This is a genomic window from Xanthomonas sp. A1809 (assembly GCF_017746015.1).
Classification (GTDB): domain Bacteria; phylum Pseudomonadota; class Gammaproteobacteria; order Xanthomonadales; family Xanthomonadaceae; genus Xanthomonas; species Xanthomonas euvesicatoria.
This window is the reverse complement of the sequence record NZ_JAGHWZ010000003.1, coordinates 306,265-323,819: the sequence shown is the minus strand read 5'-3', so window position 1 is coordinate 323,819 and position 17,555 is coordinate 306,265. Positions and strand designations below refer to the sequence as shown.

Annotated in this window: 13 protein-coding genes; 3 read left to right on the top strand and 10 right to left on the bottom strand. The window is 65.4% G+C overall.

What is annotated here, in order from left to right:
• The first annotated feature begins 28 nt into the window (after nt 1–28).
• Nucleotides 29–394, top strand: coding sequence for a DUF1428 domain-containing protein (locus tag J7396_RS02505; RefSeq protein WP_008571105.1), 366 nt, complete (start codon nt 29–31; stop codon nt 392–394).
• Between the two features lie 173 nt (nt 395–567).
• On the top strand, nt 568–1,014 hold the full coding sequence (gene trxC, locus J7396_RS02500) for a thioredoxin TrxC (RefSeq protein ID WP_029818931.1): 447 nt from the start codon (nt 568–570) through the stop codon (nt 1,012–1,014).
• A gap of 117 nt (nt 1,015–1,131) precedes the next feature.
• Here the strand turns inward: trxC and J7396_RS02495 are convergent, their stop codons facing one another.
• Entirely contained in the window at nt 1,132–3,501 is a 2,370-nt protein-coding gene (locus J7396_RS02495) for a TonB-dependent receptor (protein ID WP_008571103.1), read from the bottom strand.
• Between the two features lie 257 nt (nt 3,502–3,758).
• Here J7396_RS02495 and J7396_RS02490 point away from each other — a divergent pair, with 257 nt between their 5' ends.
• Entirely contained in the window at nt 3,759–5,444 is a 1,686-nt protein-coding gene (locus tag J7396_RS02490) for a glycoside hydrolase family 43 protein (RefSeq protein ID WP_209260906.1), read from the top strand.
• Between the two features lie 92 nt (nt 5,445–5,536).
• Here J7396_RS02490 and J7396_RS02485 read toward each other — a convergent pair whose 3' ends face one another.
• The 9 genes from J7396_RS02485 to J7396_RS02445 all read right to left on the bottom strand — a co-directional run bounded on the left by J7396_RS02485 (nt 5,537) and on the right by J7396_RS02445 (nt 17,399).
• Nucleotides 5,537–7,492, bottom strand: a complete 1,956-nt coding sequence (locus J7396_RS02485; RefSeq protein ID WP_014089647.1) for a response regulator — start codon at nt 7,490–7,492, stop codon at nt 5,537–5,539.
• Nucleotides 7,482–8,357: an ATP-binding protein gene (locus J7396_RS02480; protein ID WP_209260905.1), complete on the bottom strand. Its 876-nt coding sequence runs from the start codon at nt 8,355–8,357 to the stop codon at nt 7,482–7,484. Before J7396_RS02480 ends, J7396_RS02485 begins: the two co-directional genes overlap by 11 nt.
• Nucleotides 8,354–9,352, bottom strand: coding sequence for an ATP-binding protein (locus J7396_RS02475; protein WP_209260904.1), 999 nt, complete (start codon nt 9,350–9,352; stop codon nt 8,354–8,356). Before J7396_RS02475 ends, J7396_RS02480 begins: the two co-directional genes overlap by 4 nt.
• Nucleotides 9,353–9,354: 2 nt before the next feature.
• Nucleotides 9,355–9,750 (bottom strand): ATP-binding protein, encoded by a 396-nt coding sequence (locus J7396_RS02470; RefSeq protein WP_008571097.1) that lies wholly within the window; start codon nt 9,748–9,750, stop codon nt 9,355–9,357.
• A complete protein-coding gene (locus J7396_RS02465) occupies nt 9,747–10,109 on the bottom strand; it encodes an STAS domain-containing protein (RefSeq protein ID WP_003484273.1) in 363 nt (120 codons plus the stop codon). Before J7396_RS02465 ends, J7396_RS02470 begins: the two co-directional genes overlap by 4 nt.
• 1 nt (nt 10,110) lies before the next feature.
• Nucleotides 10,111–10,953: an STAS domain-containing protein gene (locus J7396_RS02460; protein ID WP_011346773.1), complete on the bottom strand. Its 843-nt coding sequence runs from the start codon at nt 10,951–10,953 to the stop codon at nt 10,111–10,113.
• 660 nt (nt 10,954–11,613) lie between these two features.
• Nucleotides 11,614–13,938, bottom strand: coding sequence for a tetratricopeptide repeat protein (locus tag J7396_RS02455; protein ID WP_209260903.1), 2,325 nt, complete (start codon nt 13,936–13,938; stop codon nt 11,614–11,616).
• A 25-nt stretch (nt 13,939–13,963) separates the two neighbouring features.
• A complete protein-coding gene (locus J7396_RS02450) occupies nt 13,964–15,832 on the bottom strand; it encodes an ATP-binding protein (RefSeq protein ID WP_209260902.1) in 1,869 nt (622 codons plus the stop codon).
• A gap of 211 nt (nt 15,833–16,043) precedes the next feature.
• The gene (locus J7396_RS02445) at nt 16,044–17,399 is read right to left on the bottom strand and encodes a helix-turn-helix transcriptional regulator (RefSeq protein ID WP_017156588.1); all 1,356 of its coding nucleotides are present in this window, start codon (nt 17,397–17,399) and stop codon (nt 16,044–16,046) included.
• Between the last annotated feature and the right edge of the window lie 156 nt (nt 17,400–17,555).

Here is a 17,555-nt window from a genome sequence, read left to right as displayed (position 1 = left end):
ACCGTGCACCCCGTCTGCGGAGGTGGTTATGTCGTATATCGATGGTTTTGTGCTTGCCGTCCCCACGGCCAACAAAGAAGCATTCATCGCGCATGCCCGCATGGGCGATGCGGTCATCATGGAATACGGTGCGCTGCGTGTAGTGGAGTGTTGGGGCGACGATGTCCAACCGGGGCAATGGACCGATTTCTATCGCGCCGTGGATGCCACCGCCGAAGAGACCGTGGTGTTTTCCTGGATCGAATGGCCGGACAAGGCCACCCGCGATGAGGGCATGCGCAAGATGATGGAAGACCCACGCATGGACCCGTCAGTCAATCCGATGCCATTCGATGGCAAGCGCATGGTCTACGGTGGCTTCGTGCCGATCGTGGCGCTGGGCCAATCGGCGTGAGCGGTGTGGCGCGTGGCGGCCCGCAGGAGCTTGGCCAGGCATGCGCAGGCTGGTGCCGCCGCTGGCATTGGGCACGGAATCGCTGGTGGTGATCGCTACACTGGCCGCATGCAGCATGCGCCGCCAGCGATGGCCGAAGACAGCGCAGGCAGCGCCGCCGACTGGAGACCCACATGACCGATGCACCACTACTGATCGCCTGCCCGAGTTGCGCTGCGATGAACCGTATTGCGCCCACGCGCCTGCGCGATGCGCCCAACTGCGGCAGCTGCCATCAGCCGCTGTTCCTGGGGACGCCGGTGGCTTTGTCGGCTGCAGATTTCGACAAGCATGCGGTGCGCAGTGCACTGCCGCTGGTGGTGGATTTCTGGGCACCTTGGTGCGGGCCATGCCTGAGCATGGCGCCGCAATTTGCCGCAGCCGCTGCAGCATTGGAACCGCAGGTGCGCCTGGCCAAGGTGGATACCGACCTGCATCCGGCGCTGGGCACGCGCTTTGGCATCCGCAGCATTCCCACCTTGCTGGTCATCCAGGGTGGGCAGGAACTAGGCCGTCATTCCGGCGCAGTGAGCAGCGCGCAAATCGTCAACTGGGTGCGCTCTGTCCTGAGCAAGCGGTGAAACGACACGACGGCCAGCTGCGCATACACGCAGTTGGCCCATCCACCTGCAGGAAACATCACTGCGGCGCAGTTGCCGCAGTGACTGCATCAGCCGATCAACCAGGCGATCAACCGGTTACTGCCAGTTGACATTGACCGACACCCCAACGACACGCGGCTCGTTGTAGACCGCGGCCATGTAGTTTTCGATCACACCCTTGAGGTTCTTTTCGTTGGTGATGTTGCGCGCGAACGCTGCCACTTCCCAGGCACCGTAGCCACCGGTGTAACCCAGCTTGAGGCCACCTTCGAAATTGCCGTCGGAACGGAACTCGGTGGAGTCGTACAGCACGAAGCTGGTCTGGCCCTGCTTGTTCCAGTCGGTGGACACGAAGAACGCGCCGTCGTTGCCCACCGGGATGTCGTAGCGCGCGGCCAGGTTGAGGTTGTACTTGGGCGCGTTGGGCAGCGGGTTGCCGTCGATCTGGGCGAAGGTGTTGGCACCTACGCGGATGGTCGGGTCGTTGACGGTGCACACCACCACGCCATTGAGCGCGCAGGCCTGCGCAAACACGCGCTTATCGTGGATTTCGCTGTGCAACAGGCTCAGGCCGGCGGTGATCGACAGGTTGGAGATCGGGCGCCAGTCCAGGTCCGCTTCCATGCCGTAGGCCTTGGCCTTGTCGGCATTGAACAGCACGCCATTGCCGTCCGAGTCGTTGCCGTTGAGCTGGATATCGTCGACCGTGTAGGTGAAGCCGCTGACATTCAGGCGCAGACGGTTCTCGAACAGGCTGCTCTTGATGCCGGCTTCCCACGACAGGATGGTTTCCGAATCGGCGGTAGTGAAGTCCGAATTGAACACCGCGCTGCGGCCCTGGATGGTGGGGCCACGGAAACCGCGCGCCACGCGCGCATACACGCTCAGCTGGGGGTCGATCTCATACATCGCGCTCAGATCCCAGCTGGGCTGGGTGTCGGACATGCGCACATCGCGCCGACCGCGGTAGGTCACCACACCGGCTGCGGTATCGGCGGTCTTGAGCAGACGGGTTTCCTTGGTGTCCTTGGTCTGGCGGATGCCGGCGGTGAGCGTCAGCGCGTCGGTCGCCTTGTAGCTGATCTGCCCGAAGCCGGCCCACGAGGTATTGGTATTGCGCAGGCGCACCCAGTTATTCGGGTTGCGCGCGGCGGTCTGCAGGAAATAGGCACGCTGATAGAAATCGGTGGTGTCGCGGCCGTCGAAATAGAACGCGCCCACCTGCCACTGCAGGGCCTCGTCGCCTTCGCTGGCCAGGCGCAATTCCTGCGTGTACTGGTCCAGGTCGCGGATCTGTCCCATCGACTGGCCAAAGCCGTTCGGCACGCCATTGACCGGGTAATTGGCGGCAGCACCGCCATCGGTGTCGCCACGGCTGTAGCCGGAAGTGGTTTCGTAGGCGGTGATGGAGGTCAGCGACACGCCACCGAAGTCGTAAATCGCCTTGAGCGAGCCGCCATCGGTTTGATACGCCTGCGGGTTGTCGTGCCCCTCATCATAGGCCACACGGTCGCGCGGCACGTCCACCTTGTCGCTGCCACGCGTGATCGCGTTGCGCAGGAACAAGGTGGAAGTGCCGTCGTAATCGCGCGTGTGCACCGAGCCCAGCAGCGAAAACGCATCGTTGGGCTTGAGCAAGACCTGCAGGCGCGCATTGCGGTCGTTGTAACCGCCCATCGCGTCCTTGCGTGGGGTGCGCGTGCCATCGGCGCTGCTGCCGGCAAAGGTGTTGTCCACCCAATCGTCGCGGTGCTGGTACAACGCGGACACGCGGAACGACAGCACGTCGTTGATGGGGCCACCGAAGCCGCCATCCAGCGAGATGGTGTTGTAGCTGCCGTAGCTGGCGTTGACGCGACCGGTGTAGGTGTCGCTGGGCTTGACGGTGTCGAACTTGACGATGCCGGCGGTGGTGTTGCGGCCGAACAGCGTGCCTTGCGGACCGCGCAGCACTTCGACCTGGTCCACGTCATAGACCGGATTGGATTTGAGCACGACATGCTCCAGCACCACATCGTCCTGGATGATGGAGACCGGCTGCGAGGCACCCAGGTAGAAATCGATATTGCCCAGGCCACGGATATAGAAGCGCGGGAAGATGCGCCCGGTGGTGGTTTCGGCATAGAAGCCCGGCACGCGGCCGGACAGCGCCAGCAGCGTGTCATCGCCACCGGCGGTGTAGTCGCGCATCGCTGCGCCCTGCACCACGCCGACCGAGACCGGCACGTCCTGCAGGTTCTGCTCGCGGTGCTCGGCGGTGACGGTGACCGTGTCCAGCGCGGTCGGGCTGGCTTCGCCCTGGGTCGCCGGCGCTTGCTGCGCAGACGCGGTTGCCGCCAGCGAGGCTAGCAACAGGCCGGCGCAGGCACGTGCCAGCGGCGTGCGCTGCAAGGCGGTGCGGCGGCGCGCAGCGACCTGTGCAATAGCGGACACCGGCGACGGAAAGACAGGCGAGTACAACGACATGCGGGTTGATCCTAGGTAGTGATGCGAGGTGATGACACAGCGTCGAAGCCGTTTGGCATGGCACGCCGGTTGGCGGCGCCGCTTGGCGCCGCGCGCACGATATGTCAGCAATGTTGCAGCGAAGTGGCAGCGCCCGTTCCACACACCCCGCCACGCGCGTGGAGGCATGCCACCATGCAGCGTTGGCATCGCAAAACGTCATGCCACGCCGCCCTGCGTGCTGTCATGCTGGTGTCGTACTGGCGTTGCGCCAGGGCATGGCACGAGGGGATCTCTTGAAACGACTCGCATGGGTGGCCGGCCTGCTGGCCGCATTGAGCTGTCAGCTGGCGCATGCCGGCACCGCGTTGATCACGCAGATCGATTACCAGGGCGACGACGGCGGCCCCGCGCCAACCGCCGCGCAGTACCGCAACCCGGTCGTGGCCGGTTTTCATCCGGACCCATCGGCGGTGCGCGTCGGCGACGATTTTTATCTGGTGAATTCCAGTTTCGGCTATTTCCCCGGCCTGCCGGTCTTCAAGAGCAGCGACCTGGTGCATTGGAACCAGATCGGCAACGCGATCGACCGTCCAACCCAGATCAACTACGGCAACGACGAACTGACCCGCGGCCTGTTTGCCGCCAGCATCAGCTACCACGCTGGCACTTTCTATATCGCCAACACCTGTTTCTACTGCGATGGCGGCAATTTCCTGATCACCGCCACCGATCCGGCCGGGCCGTGGTCGGATCCGATCTGGCTGGACGCCAAGGGCATCGACCCCTCGCTGTTTTTCGATGACGATGGCAGTGCCTGGCTGGTCAACAACGACGTGCCGGCCGGCAAGCTGCGCTACGACGGGCACCGCGCCATCTGGCTGCAGCGGCTGGATCTGGCCAGCATGAAGTTGGTCGGCACCCGTCAGGTGATCGTGGATTCGGGCTTCAAGCCGGCCACCAATCCCGAACACATCGAAGGCCCGCACCTGTTCCGCCGCGATGGCCACTACTACCTCACCGCGGCCGAAGGTGGCACCGGCGAGCAGCATGCGCAGATGATCTACCGCAGCCGCCAGATCACCGGGCCATACGAAACCTGGAGCGGCAATCCGGTACTCACCCAACGCGACCTGGACCCATTGCGCAATGCGCCGATCACCTCGGCCGGGCATGCACAGTTCGTCGAACTCAAGGACGGCACATGGTGGGCGGTGTTTCTCGCAACGCGCCCTTACCGCGGCAATCACTACAACCTGGGCCGGGAAACCTTCCTGTTGCCGGTGCAATGGCGCGATGGCTGGCCGGTGGTGCTGCCGCACGGCGCCGCGGTCCCTGTCGTGGCAGCGCGCCCACCCTTGCCGGCGGGCACGCAGCCCCTGCCGACCACCGGGCCAATGCAGTGGAGCGAGCGCTTCGGGGATGCGCGCGTGCCGATGCAATGGATGACCATCCACCCACCCATCAGGCCGTGGTATCAGCCCGGCGCACAAGGCTTGCGCGTGACGCCGGCAAACATTGCGCTGGGCGATATCGGCCGTGGTCAGCCGGCCTATCTGGGTCATCGCCTGCAGCATCATCACGCCACCTTGGTCGCCAGCGTGGATGGCAGTGCGCTGGCACCAGGCGAACAGGCCGGTCTGGCGATCGTGGCCAAGGAGAGCAACTTCCTGGCAGCAATGCTGGTGCGCGAGGACAGCGGCGCTGCGGTGGTGCTGTATTGCCGCGCCGGAGCGCAACAGCCCGGCACCGGCACCGAACTGGCACGCGCGCCACTGCCCGATGCCACGCAACCGGTGAAACTGCGCTTTGCGCTGGATGCCGCACGCGTGCGCGTGGATTACGCCGTCGGCCAGGGGCAGTGGCAGACGCTGCTCGAACAAGGCGATGCAAGTGTGCTCAGTACCGAGTCGGCCGGCGGTTTTCTTGGCGCCACATTCGGGCCGTACGCGTATGCGCGCTAAGCCAAGTGCAGGAACGTGGCTGCACGCCCGCTGCATGCGCAGGCCGCGCCCGCCCCGCAGCGACGCATGCGTGTTTGGAGCCGCTTAACGCCCTACGCCCGCGCCAGGACGCTGCTGTCGAGCATCTGCACCACCGTGTTGAGCAGATCGTTGAGGCTGAAAGGCTTGGGCAGCAAGGCCATGCCCTCTGCCAGAAATTCTTGCCGCGTGGCCGCGTTTTCGGCATAGCCGGTAATGAACAGGATCGGCAGACCCGGGCGTAGCGTGCGCGCCACATCGGCCATGTCGCGCCCGTTCATGCCGGGCAGGCCGACATCGGAGACCACCAGATCGATGTGCGCCTCGGTGCGCAAGTGTTCCAGCGCGCCGTTGGCATCCTCGGCTTCGATGACCTGGTAGCCGGCATCGCTGAGCACTTCGCTCACCATCATGCGCACCACGTCGGTGTCGTCCACCAGCAGGATGCGCTCGTTGCGCGTGCGCGGCGCGCTGGGCGCCGGTGCCGGCAGCATTTCGTTGGCCGAGAGCCCGCGCGGCAGCAGGAGCGCCACCGTGGTGCCACGACCCACATCGCTGGTGATGCGTGCGGTACCGCCGGATTGACGTGCGAACCCGTAGGTCATCGACAGGCCGAGACCGGTGCCTTCGCCGATGGGTTTGGTGGTGAAAAACGGCTCGAACACCTGGTCGAGAATGGCCGGCTCGATCCCGCTCCCGTTGTCGATCACCTTCACCGCGACATAGTCGCCGTCGTCCAGTTCCGGATCGTTGTGCGCGGTGTAGGCCGCGCTCTGGATGCGGATGGTGCCCTGCCCTTTCAAGGCATCGCGCGCATTGATGACCAGGTTGAGCACCACGTTTTCGAGCTGGTTGGCATCGGCAATGGCCACCAGCGGCGTGGACGCAAGATCCAGCTCCAGCGCGATGTTTTCGCCGATCGAGCGTTGCAGCATGTCTTCCAGCGAACGCACACGGGTGTTGACGTCGAACGGTTGCGCGTCCAGCGATTGCTTGCGTGCGAACGCCAGCATGCGCTGGGTCAGCGCGGCGGCGCGGTGCGCCGAGCCGTTAGCGATCTCGGCCAGGCGCGGCACGCGTTCGATGCGATTGGATTCCACTGCGAGCTGGATCATGTCCAAGCCGGAAATGATGCTGGTCAGCAGGTTGTTGAAGTCGTGCGCGATGCCACCGGTGAGCTTGCCCAGCGCTTCCATCTTCTGCGCCTGCAGCAGCTGGATTTCGGTGTGCTGACGCTGCGCGATCTGATGCGCGAGCTCGCTGGTGGCGGTATCCAGTTCCTGGCGCTGCTCGCGCTCGCGCAGGCGCTGCTCGGTCACGTCTTCCACCAGCAACAGCCCCAGATCCGGCTCGCGGTAGGGCGACACGCGCCATTCGGTTTCGCAGAGCTTGCCATCGCGCAGCAGCGACAAGGTGCCGCTCCAGCGCTCGCGTTGCGCCAACGCAGTGGTCAGTGCGTGCACGGCGGCGGCCTGATCCAACCCGGCGGCATGGATCGCAGCGCCGGGTGTGGCGCTGCCGATCAAGCGTTGGAATGCGGCATTGGCCTCGTGCATGTGCAGGTTGGCATCCACCACCGCAATCGGCGCGCTGATGTGTTCGAAGATTTCGCGGAAACGCGCCTCGCTGACCCGCAACGCCTCCTCGGCGCGGCGTGCGCGCAACAGCGTGCGCAAGGTGGCCAGCAACACGTTGGGGTCGACCGGATGGATCAGGTAGGCGTCGGCGCCGGCATCCAGCCCGGTGATCATGTCGCCGGTGGCGATCGAGGCCGCCGAAACATGCACCACCGGCAGCAACGCGGTGCGCGGCTCGGCACGCAGCGTCCGCACGATATCGAAGCCGCTCATGTCCGGCAGGTTGACGTCCAGCACCACCGCAGAAAACGTCTGCGCGGAAAGTTTGGCAAGACCCTCGGTCCCGGTGCCGGCTTCTTCGACCGCGAACTGATGGTGTTCGAGCACGCGCCGCACCGAATAACGCGTCACCGCGTTGTCGTCGACGACCAGAATGTGGTGCTTACTGCCCACGCGTTTCCTCCGCTGCCAGTGTCATCGGCAGCACCACGTAAAATTCAGAACCCTGCCCGACCACGCTGTTGATCCCCACCCGGCCGCCCAGCAATTCGGCGAACCGTTTGCAGATCGACAACCCCAGGCCGGTGCCGGTCAGGCGTTTTTGCAGCGGCGAGTCCACCTGTACGAAATCTTCGAACAAGGCCTCGTGAAGCTCGGCCGGAATGCCGATGCCGGTGTCGTGCACGCCAAAGCGTACATGGCTGTCGCCTTCCAGCTGCGCAAACACGCGCACCTGCCCCTGCGGGGTGAACTTGAGCGCGTTGGAAATGAAATTGCGCAGGATCTGCGCCAGCTTCTTGTCGTCGGAGTACAGCAGCGGCAGCACCGGCGGATCCTCGAAGATCAGCGTGGTCGTGCCCACATCGGTGAGCGGACGGAACATGCCCCGCAGCGCCGCGAACAGGTCCATCAGGTCGAACCAGCCCGGCGAGATGGTGATGCGCCCGGCCTCGATCTTGGCCAGGTCCAGCAGGTCGTCCACCATCTCGGTGAGCTCGCGCGCCGAACCGCTGACAAAGCGCACCTGCTTGAGCTGCTCTGCATTGAGCGGCCCGTCCATGCCATCCTCCAGCAGCCGGGTGATGCTCAGGATCGAGCCTAGCGGGGTGCGGAACTCGTGGCTCATGTACGACAGAAAGCGGCTCTTGAGTTCGGACACCTCGCGCAGCTGTTCGGCCTGTTGGTCGAGCTCGGCATACAAGGCCAGCACGCCCTGGTTGGTTTCTTCCAGTTCTTCGCGCAAGGCCTGGTTCTGCTGGCGCAAGCTTTCCAGTTCAGCCATCGCCTCGGCTGCCGGCATCTTGGTGGTTGAATTCATTGCATGGCTCCCAAGCGCATGACGAACACGCAGCAATCGTCGCGGCCGCGCGCGTAATCGCGCGCCAGCACTGCGGCAATGATGCGTGGATGGCGCGACAGCAGGCCCGGATGATCGCGCAGGGTCCAGCGCGATTGCAGGCCGTCGCTGTGCATGACCAGTAACTTGCCGGCGGCGCGTGGAAAGTCGAACGGTTGCGCCTTGCGGAACTGCACCCCGACGATGCCCGGGTGCGAGGGCATGCCGCGCACGCCGTCGCCATCGCACAACGAGGCGACGATATTGCCCACCCCGGCAAAGCGCACCTGGCCGCTGCCGGGATCGAACTGCATGACCGCCGCCGCGCCGCCGCGCGTGCCGCTCATGCCGGCATGCAGGCGCGCGATGCGTTCGCCGGGTTCGCCACGGGCCGCTGCCGCAGCGCGCGTCCCCGCATCGGCGGCATCGGCCGCGCCCGCTCCGTGGCCAAGGCCGTCGATCATGCTCACGGTCACGCCTTGCGCATCGATCGCCAGATGCCAGCCATCGCCGCAGACCGTTTCGTTCTGGAGCGGCAGACGCAGCGCGCCGTAGGGCAGGTCGGGCATGCTGTCGGCGTCGGCGTACACACGCGCCAGGACCACGGCCCCCCGGGCATCGGAATAAGCGTCCAGCAACGCGGCATGTCGCTGCACCGTGCCCAGGCCGTTGCCAGGCGTGCTGCCGGTGGAATATCCGTCCGGCAGACAATCGGCCAGCACGAATCCGCGCCCCTGATCGAGCGTGCACAACTCGATGCCCAGACCATCGCGGCCGGCGACGCTGCACAGCTGCATCTGCCCGCCACCGGCATGGTTGAGCAGGTTGGTGCACAACTCGGTCGCCACCAGGGCCACGCGGCCACAGCCGTCTTCATCGAAACCGCAGGCCTGTGCAAGCGCCACCGCTTCGCGGCGCACCTGCCCGACCTGGGTGCCCTCTTCGACGCGGATCACCTGGGTGAGCGCGCCGGTCATGGTTACTTCCATTTGGTGATGGTGATGCGGGTGCCCTTGCCGGCTGCGCTATCGAGCACGAAATCGTCCACCAGCCGCCGGCTGCCGGACAGTCCCAACCCCAGGCCACTGCCAGAGGTCCAGCCGTCGGTCAGTGCAAGCTCCAGGTCTGCAATGCCCGGGCCCTGGTCGCGGAACGTCAGCTGCACGCCCTTGCGGATGCCGCTTTCGACCAGTGCCCAGTCCATGTCGCCGCCACCGCCGTAGATCACCGTATTGCGCGCCAGTTCGCTGGCCGCGGTGACCAGCTTGGTTTGATCGACCAACCGCAGCCCGCATTGCACCACCAGCTTGCGCACGGTCTGCCGCGCCAGCACCACATCCTGCTCGGTGCGCACCGGTTGCGAGCCGACCGTCATGGAGCCGCATCGGGTTGTTGCAGCAGGCGCATGCCGCGCTCGACATCGAGCGCGGTGCGCACCGACGGCAAGGTCAGCCCCAACTCCACCAGGGTGATCGCCACCGCCGGCTGCATGCCCACCACCACGGTTTGTGCGCCCATCAGCGTCGCCAGCCCGGAAATGGTGCTGATCATGCGCCCGATGAACGAATCGACGATATCCAGCGCGGAAATGTCGATCAACACGCCACGCGCAGAGGTGGCGCTGATCTTCTCGGACAGGTCGTCCTGCAGTTGCAGCGCCAGTTGGTCGTGCATGTCCACCTGGATGGTGACCAGCAACAGATGGCCCATCCGCAGGATCGGAATACGTTCCATGTCAGTCTGCCTTGCTGACGGTCACGCCGGTGCGCTTGAGCGCCAGCGCCAACGCATCGGCCAGGTTGGCCTTGGTCACGATCCCCTGCAGGTCCAGGCCCAGATGCACGATGGTTTGCGCAATCTGCGGGCGCACGCCGCTGATGATGGCGTCGGCCCCCATCAGCCGGATCGCGGTCACGGTCTTGAGCAGATGCTGTGCCACCAGGGTGTCCACGGTGGGCACGCCGGTGATGTCGATGATGGCGATTTCCGAGCCGGTGTCGACAATGCGTTGCAACAGCGACTCCATCACCACCTGGGTGCGCTGCGAATCCAGTGTGCCGATCATCGGCAGCGCCAGCACGCCGTCCCACAGCTTCACCACCGGGGTGGACAGCTCCAGCATCTCTTCCTGCTGACGCACGATGATGTCTTCGCGGGTCTTCTGGAAGACCTTCACGGTGTACAAGCCCAGGCGGTCGAGCAATTCCGACAACGCCCACAACTGCTGGCCCAATTCTTCCGGGGTACTGGCGTATTCGCGCTGCACCAGCGCAAACAACACGCGCTTGAGCGAAAAGATGAAGTTGGCGGTTTCCTGCGAATCGAAACCACGCGTGGCGCGGTCGCGCGAGAGATGTTCCAGGAAGCGACGCACCTCGCTCCATTCAGCACTGTCCAGGCTGCTACCGTCGTGCTTCAACGATGCCACCAGCAAGCGCAGGAATTCGCCGGCCTGCGCTTCGAATTCCTGCCGCGACAGACGCGCATCGTTGCCCAGGCTGGACTCCAACCATGCGGCCAGCAACGCATGTTCCTGGCCACCAATCGCATCGATCGAGCGCTGCTGCAATGCCACCATGAGATCACCCACCAAAAGAAAAGAGGTTGGGCATGCGGGCTGGACTGCGCCCTGACCGACGCGGCGCCCCCACGCCGATGCGCAGCAGAATAAAGCAATTCAGATTGACCAACCAGCGAGCCAACCTGTAGCAGTCAGCCGCCCACGGGCGCAGTGTGACATTGCCGCGCGCATGCCGAACGTGCGCCGGTCCACGCCTGCGGACATGCACTGCACCAGCGCCCGTGCAAGGCAACACGCCAACCGGTCGGCGTGCCATCACCCCGGGCCCTGGCGATGGCCGATCGACGGCGCGTCACTGCGTTTTGAGCCTGCGGCGATGCTCTTCCGATCGGCATTGCCACTGCCATGGCGAGCTCCATCAGGACACTGGAGACCAAACAGGACCAAACGCCGCAGAAACGGCAGTGCGTGGCGCTGCGCCCTGCGCCTGCACGCAGGGCATGCACTTGCGTCATCGCCCTGCCGACGGTGTGGCGGCACGTCCAAAGCGGGAGGGTGTGCCGGCGTGAATGCCGCCGCGTTGCGGAAGGGCAATGAGCGTGTTCTTGATGCCGGATGCAGCGCCGCGCATCCAGCGTGGCGCCCGAACGCACGCCACGATCGCCAATGTCCACCCACCCCGGCGACAAACGCCGTTGGATCAAGCCGATCGCCGCCCTATAGTCCGTAACGCTCCACCGCATCCAGATGCGGCTGCGGATCCTGGCCGCAGGCCTCGGCAAGCCGCAGCCAGCACATCGGATGCGACCAGCGCGAGGTCGTGCATCGCAGGACGCGATGCAGTTCCTGCGGGGCGACGTTTTCCGGAAGGGCCACGGTGAACAACACGCCCGGCAGTCCGGATGTTGCATCCTCCGGGTTGAACGCGTCCGGATGGTCCGGGTCGACCACGCGGTAGTCGTCGCGACTGTGCAGCCACATCTTCCAGCCGCGCATTTCCAGGTCTGCACGCATCGCCTCGATCACCTCGTCGCCAGGATGCACGCCGTCCACCAGCCAGCTATTGGCATAGCCACCCGGTTGCAGCACATGCACCTGCGCGTAGGTCGGCACGAAACGCTCGCGTTCGGCTTCGTCTTCCGGCGGCGGATACAACAGTTCCGCGTCGAACACCACCCAGTCGCCGACATGCTGGCGCCGATGCGCAGGCGCGTTTTCGACGATGCGTGCAGTGACCGGGCCGGTGCGGCGCGCGTAGTACTCGGCCACTTCGCCATCATCCATGCAACGAATGATCACCCAGCCCCAGGTCTCTTCGACTACGCCGCTGGTGCTGCTCAGCTCCATGCCAATGGCCTGCGCAGAGGCACGCACCGCGTCCCAATCCTGCGCCGCACTGGCCGCCGTCATATGATCCCAATGCGCAGAACGCGGCTCTTCCAGCAGCTCGGTAAGTTGCCGATAGACCGCGGCGGCCTCGGCAAACCGGCCGGTATCGAGATACATGCGCGCCAACAAGCCGCGTGCGCCGTGCGAGCCGGGCGATAGCTCCAACAGTGCGGTGCAGGCCTGCTCCAGCGCCGGCCAGTCGCCCAGCCGCTGCGCCAGCTGCGCCTCGCACCACAATGCCGCCACCGGCGCCTGTGGGCGATACAGCTGTGCCAGCCGGCGCACACCGGCTTCATCGCCGCGGCCCAGCAACAGATTCATCAGCCGGAAGGTGGGGCTGGTTTCGCGATCGGCATGCCGCTGCACGAATGACCACAGCAACGCGATCGCTTCCTCGTCGGCCGCACAGGCACTCAAGGCAGAAGCAGTGGTGTCGACAAGCTCGGCATCGTCCGGACAGTCAGCGACGGCCTGCAGCAACCACTGCGCTTCGCGCTCGGGATTGCGCACCACATCATCGCCCTGCGCGTTCAACCATTCCAGCAACTGCGCGGCAGCGACCGGTGACTCCTCGCCCGCTGATACGGCCGCGATGCGCGCAGCCCAACCGTCCAGCGCCAGCGTGGCACCACGGTCCTGTCGCAACTTGGGCAGATGCGCACGTGCAAGCGCCAGATGCCTGCGCGCGGTCCACACCGCGCCGCGTTGCAGCGCCAGCCCGATCGCAAGCTCGGCCGCTTCGATCAGGATGCGATGCGCGCCAACCTGCGCGTAATGGTCGAGCATCTGCTGCACGCGGCTGCCCAGGTCCCAGCTATTGCGCTCGGGCGCGCGCGCCACCAGCACCGCCACCGCACGCAGCCAGTGCAGGCGATAACGCGGCGCAATCTCGCGCCATGGCAACAGCGCTTCCATGGCTTCGTCATCGCGCTGCAACAGCGCCAACGCGCGTGCCTTCTGCAGGCGCCGCGGCTGGCTGCAATTGGCCCACTCGGCACCTTCGCGCGCGGCGTCGCGTTCGCGCTGTTCCACCAGCGCCAGCGCTTCCTGCGCACGCCCAAGCGCAAGCAGGATCGAGATGCGCATGTCCGGCACGCCGTCGTAGATTTCGCCGCCATGGTCCAGGATGGCCTGCGACTGCTGCTCCAGGTACTGCAGCGCCGCGTCACCGCGCCCGTCGTCGAGCAATGCATCGGCTTTTTCGCAGCTCAGGCACTGGTAACACGACCAGCTCGGGTCGATGCGGCCCAGGGTTTCGTCGCATACCTCGATACGTTCTTCCACCCAACCCGGGCCATCGATGTTGGCATAACACGCGGCCAGGTCCTGGGTCACGCAGACCGATTGCGGGCACTCCACTGCGTCGGCGCGATGCGCACGCTCGAACAGCGCCACCGCATCGCCCAGCGCACGCTCGCCTTCGCACAGGTTGCCGACCCGGTTGCGCATTTCCCAATGCCCGACGAACACCTCCAGCCACGGGTTGGCCAGCGTCTTGCCCAGCGCACGTGCCTCCGGCAACAAGGCCTCGGCGCGGTCGATCTGCAGATCGCAGATGTGGTCGGTCAGCCGCGTCAGCAACTGCGCATTTTGCGGCTGCCCGGCTTCGCCCAGATCGTCCTGCAGTTTTTCTACCCAGTTCCAGATTTCCATCGTGCCGCTCCTGCGATGCGGCGCTTCAGCGCGCCAGCAATTGGGTCACGGTCTCGGCGAAATCGCCGAAGGCCTTGTTGAGATCGGAAACACCTGATTCGGTGCTGCCCGGCTGCGGCTGCGTACGCCCCTGCGCCGCGACGATCACCTTGAGCGCACGCAGCAAGCGCGCCGCCACCGCGGCCTGCGGGTTGCCTGCGCGCTGCGCGCCCAGCAAGGCCTGCAGCGCCGGATTATCCAGATTCAGATACAGCCGCTGGGTCTGCCGCGCTTGGATGCGCGCGGTGAATTGCCGCGCCAGGCGCAACGCGGCGGTAGAGACACGCTTGTCGTTTTCGTCCTGCTCCAGGCGGCGTTTGAGCTCGGCCTCGCGGTCGGGCACTACCACCAACGGCAGTTCCTGCGGGCTGAAACGCGCCGGCACCAGCGCTTCGCCATCGCCCAGGTGCTGTTCCAGCCAGGCCAGTTCATCGGCCGGCAGCGTGTCCAGCTGGAACAACTGGCGGTTGCCCTGCTCGGTGCCCAGCTCGACCAGACGCACACCCTTGACCTGCGCCCAGCGCCGCAGAAACGGCACCACCGCATACCGGTTGCCGTAGGCCACCGGCACGCCCATCGCACGGAACAGCATTTCTTCGAAACCGCTGTCGCTGTCGAGGATCACGTGCACCGCACCGCGCGATGGCAATTGCTGCGCCGGCAGATCGCCTTGCGACGTCGGTACCCGCACGTGTTCCAGCAGCAATTCGAACAGGCGCTCATCGCACAGCGCCGCGCCCAGCAGAGCTTCGTTATGACGCAACAGGATGCGTCGCCATGCCTCCGGTTGCTGGCGCGCCACATCGGCCAGGCCTTGCACCAAGGCCTCGGACAAGGCGTGCTGCACCGCGCTATAGACCGTATCGCGCTGCAGGTCTTCGCGGCTTGCGGTAGGCGTCAGCCGATTGGATTCGATCACCCCACCGATGAAGCCCGCCCACGGCGGCAGCAGTTCGCGCGCGTTGTCATCCAGCAACATGCCGCGCAGGAACACCGACAGATTGCGGTTGTCGCTGGTGCCGTAGGTCGCACCGTCCTGCACCCATAACAGGCCGACCGCATCGCTGCCCTCTTCCTCACGCACCGGCATGCAGCACAACGGCTCGAAATTGCGCTCAAAGCGCGCGGCGAACTCGCGTTGCCGGCGCCAGGCCTGCACCGGATGCAACGGTACGGCGTCCTGCACGCGCCACGGCGGCGGCTCGGGATTGATCGGCTGCGTTGCGGCGCCGATCCAGATCGGCTCGCGCAACAGCGCGCAATAGCGCGACAGAATCTCGCGCAGCCGCCCTTGCTGAGCCAACGACAGATAATCGCCGTGTAGTTCCAGCACCACCTCGGTGCCCACCTGCGCACGCGCAGGAATCGGGCTGACCGTGTACTGCTCGGCGTTGCTGGAGATGTAGCAATAGCCCAGCGTGGGAGACTGGTAGGAGGTGGTGCGCACGGTCACCCGCCGCGCCAGCACGAAGGCGGACAAGAAGCCCAGCCCGAACATTCCGATCAGGCCGCTGTCCTCGTGGCCGCCCTGGCGCAGCCCACGCGTATAGCCCACGCCCACGGTGGCCAGGTAGTCGTGGATTTCCTGCTGGGTCAGTCCGGCACCGGTATCGACGATGCGCACGATGCCTTGCGCGGTATCGGCATGCACCTCGATGCGCGATTGGCCGTCCCAATCGGGTTGTTCCAGACGACGACGCAGGATGGAATCGTGCGCGTTCTGCACCAGCTCGCGCAGCGCCACCACCGGGGTGGAGTACAGGTGCTTGCCGAGGACCGACATCAGTCCATTGAGATCGACGCCTGCCCGGCGGATCTGCGAGGCGTCGGTCGCCTCGGGAGTGGGATCTTGCATGATCGGTCGTCGTTTCCTTGGCGACGACGCCCATCCTCGGACGCGTCCCCCTGGGTGCCAGTGCCAGCCGGAAAGGATAGCCGGAACCCACATTGCACGCACGTCTCAGTTTGACCCCTGCCCTCCGTTGCGTACAGCGACGCGCACTGCACCGCACGCCGGGTTGACCCACCACGGATCGGTAGCGCTACCAATCCGTGGGTTGCGGAGATTAACGCTGCAGGGTCTCCATCGGCGCCTCATTGAAGTGCTGGCGATAGCCCTTGGCCAACGCCGAACGGCTGCCGACGCCCCAGCGACTGGCCGCCTGCAACACACTGCCGCAGCCGCCTTCGGCCAGCAGTTCGTCGCGGATGCTTTGCATCCGGTAACGGCGCAGCACCTGCGTCGGTGACAGTCCGGTAGCCGACTTGAACGCTTGCTGCAGCGCGCGCCCGGTGACCCCGATCTGTGCGGCCACTTCGTTGATCGACAGATCCGAGCGATGCGCATTGGTGATCATGTAGCTGTAGGCGCGCCGATACTTGGCCGGCAACCGGGCGGAGATGTCGTCGCTGACGTGCGCAGGGGTGCCGCTTTCCAGCAAGCGCGGTGCTTGCACTTCGCTGCGCAGGCACTGCACCGCGCCCAGCGCGTAGCGGTTGTAGAGCAGCAACGCCTGTTCGGTGCGCCCCATCGCCTGGCTGATCTTGGCCTGGCAGTACTCGAACTCCAGGTTCCAGCGCGGCGCATGATGCCGACCGGCACCGGCCAGTGCACGCTCGGCCAGATCGGCACGGCCCACCGCCAATGCCGCCAGCGCCAGTTCCACCTGCGCGTCTTGACGCGCGCACGGCGGGCAGCCGGTGGCTGCGGCCGGCAATGCGTCGATCTGCGCGTCGAAGCCGAAGGTGTCGCCGCCGGCAATACGCAACAGGCTGCGTACATGCCGCATGCGCTGCGCCAGCACCGGCATGCTCTCTGCCAGATCGGCGATGCAGGCGCGCAGGTCGCTGGGCTCGAAGGCATGCGTGGCATCTTCCTGGCGCAGCGTGGCTTGCCAGAACACATGGTCGCTCATGCGGTCGGAGCGACGGATACGCAGCTGCGCAATCATGTCCAGACGCAGCGCAGTGGCAATCCGCAGCCAGTCCGACGCGCCGCTCTCCAGGTCGGCCAGCACCTCGCGGGCACGCTCCAGGGTCTGTAAGGCCAACGTGCTCTGGCCCAGATGGAAGTGGGTCAGCGATTTGCCCAACAGGCTCTCGCCGCACAGGCTGGGCGGCGTTTCGCGGTCCATTGCCAACTGCGCGAAGCAATTCAACGCCGCGCTCAGGCGCCGCTGGCTCAGCATCAACCAGGCGGTGTTCCGGCACGACAGCAGGCGCAATTGACGCTGATGCCCGCGCATGGCCTTCAAGGCCTGCCGATACGCATCTTCGGCCTCTTCCTGATATTCCAGGATCAGCAACGCATCGCCGCTGGCACCGAACAAGCTGACCTCATCGTCGGCGCCATCCGCTGCGCCCTGTCCGTCGCGTCGCTGTTGGAGATGTTGCAGTCCCTGTGGCCAAGCACCAACCAGCATCCTGCTCGTATAGGTAGGAAGACGTTCTGCGTATGACAACGCAGAGATCGCTGCAAAGTAGGTGGAAAGGATCATGCCGGTCTCTCTCTTTGGGGGGCGGAGCAAAAGACAACAGGCGCCGAACTCGCTGGCGCAAACGATTGTATGCAGCGGATC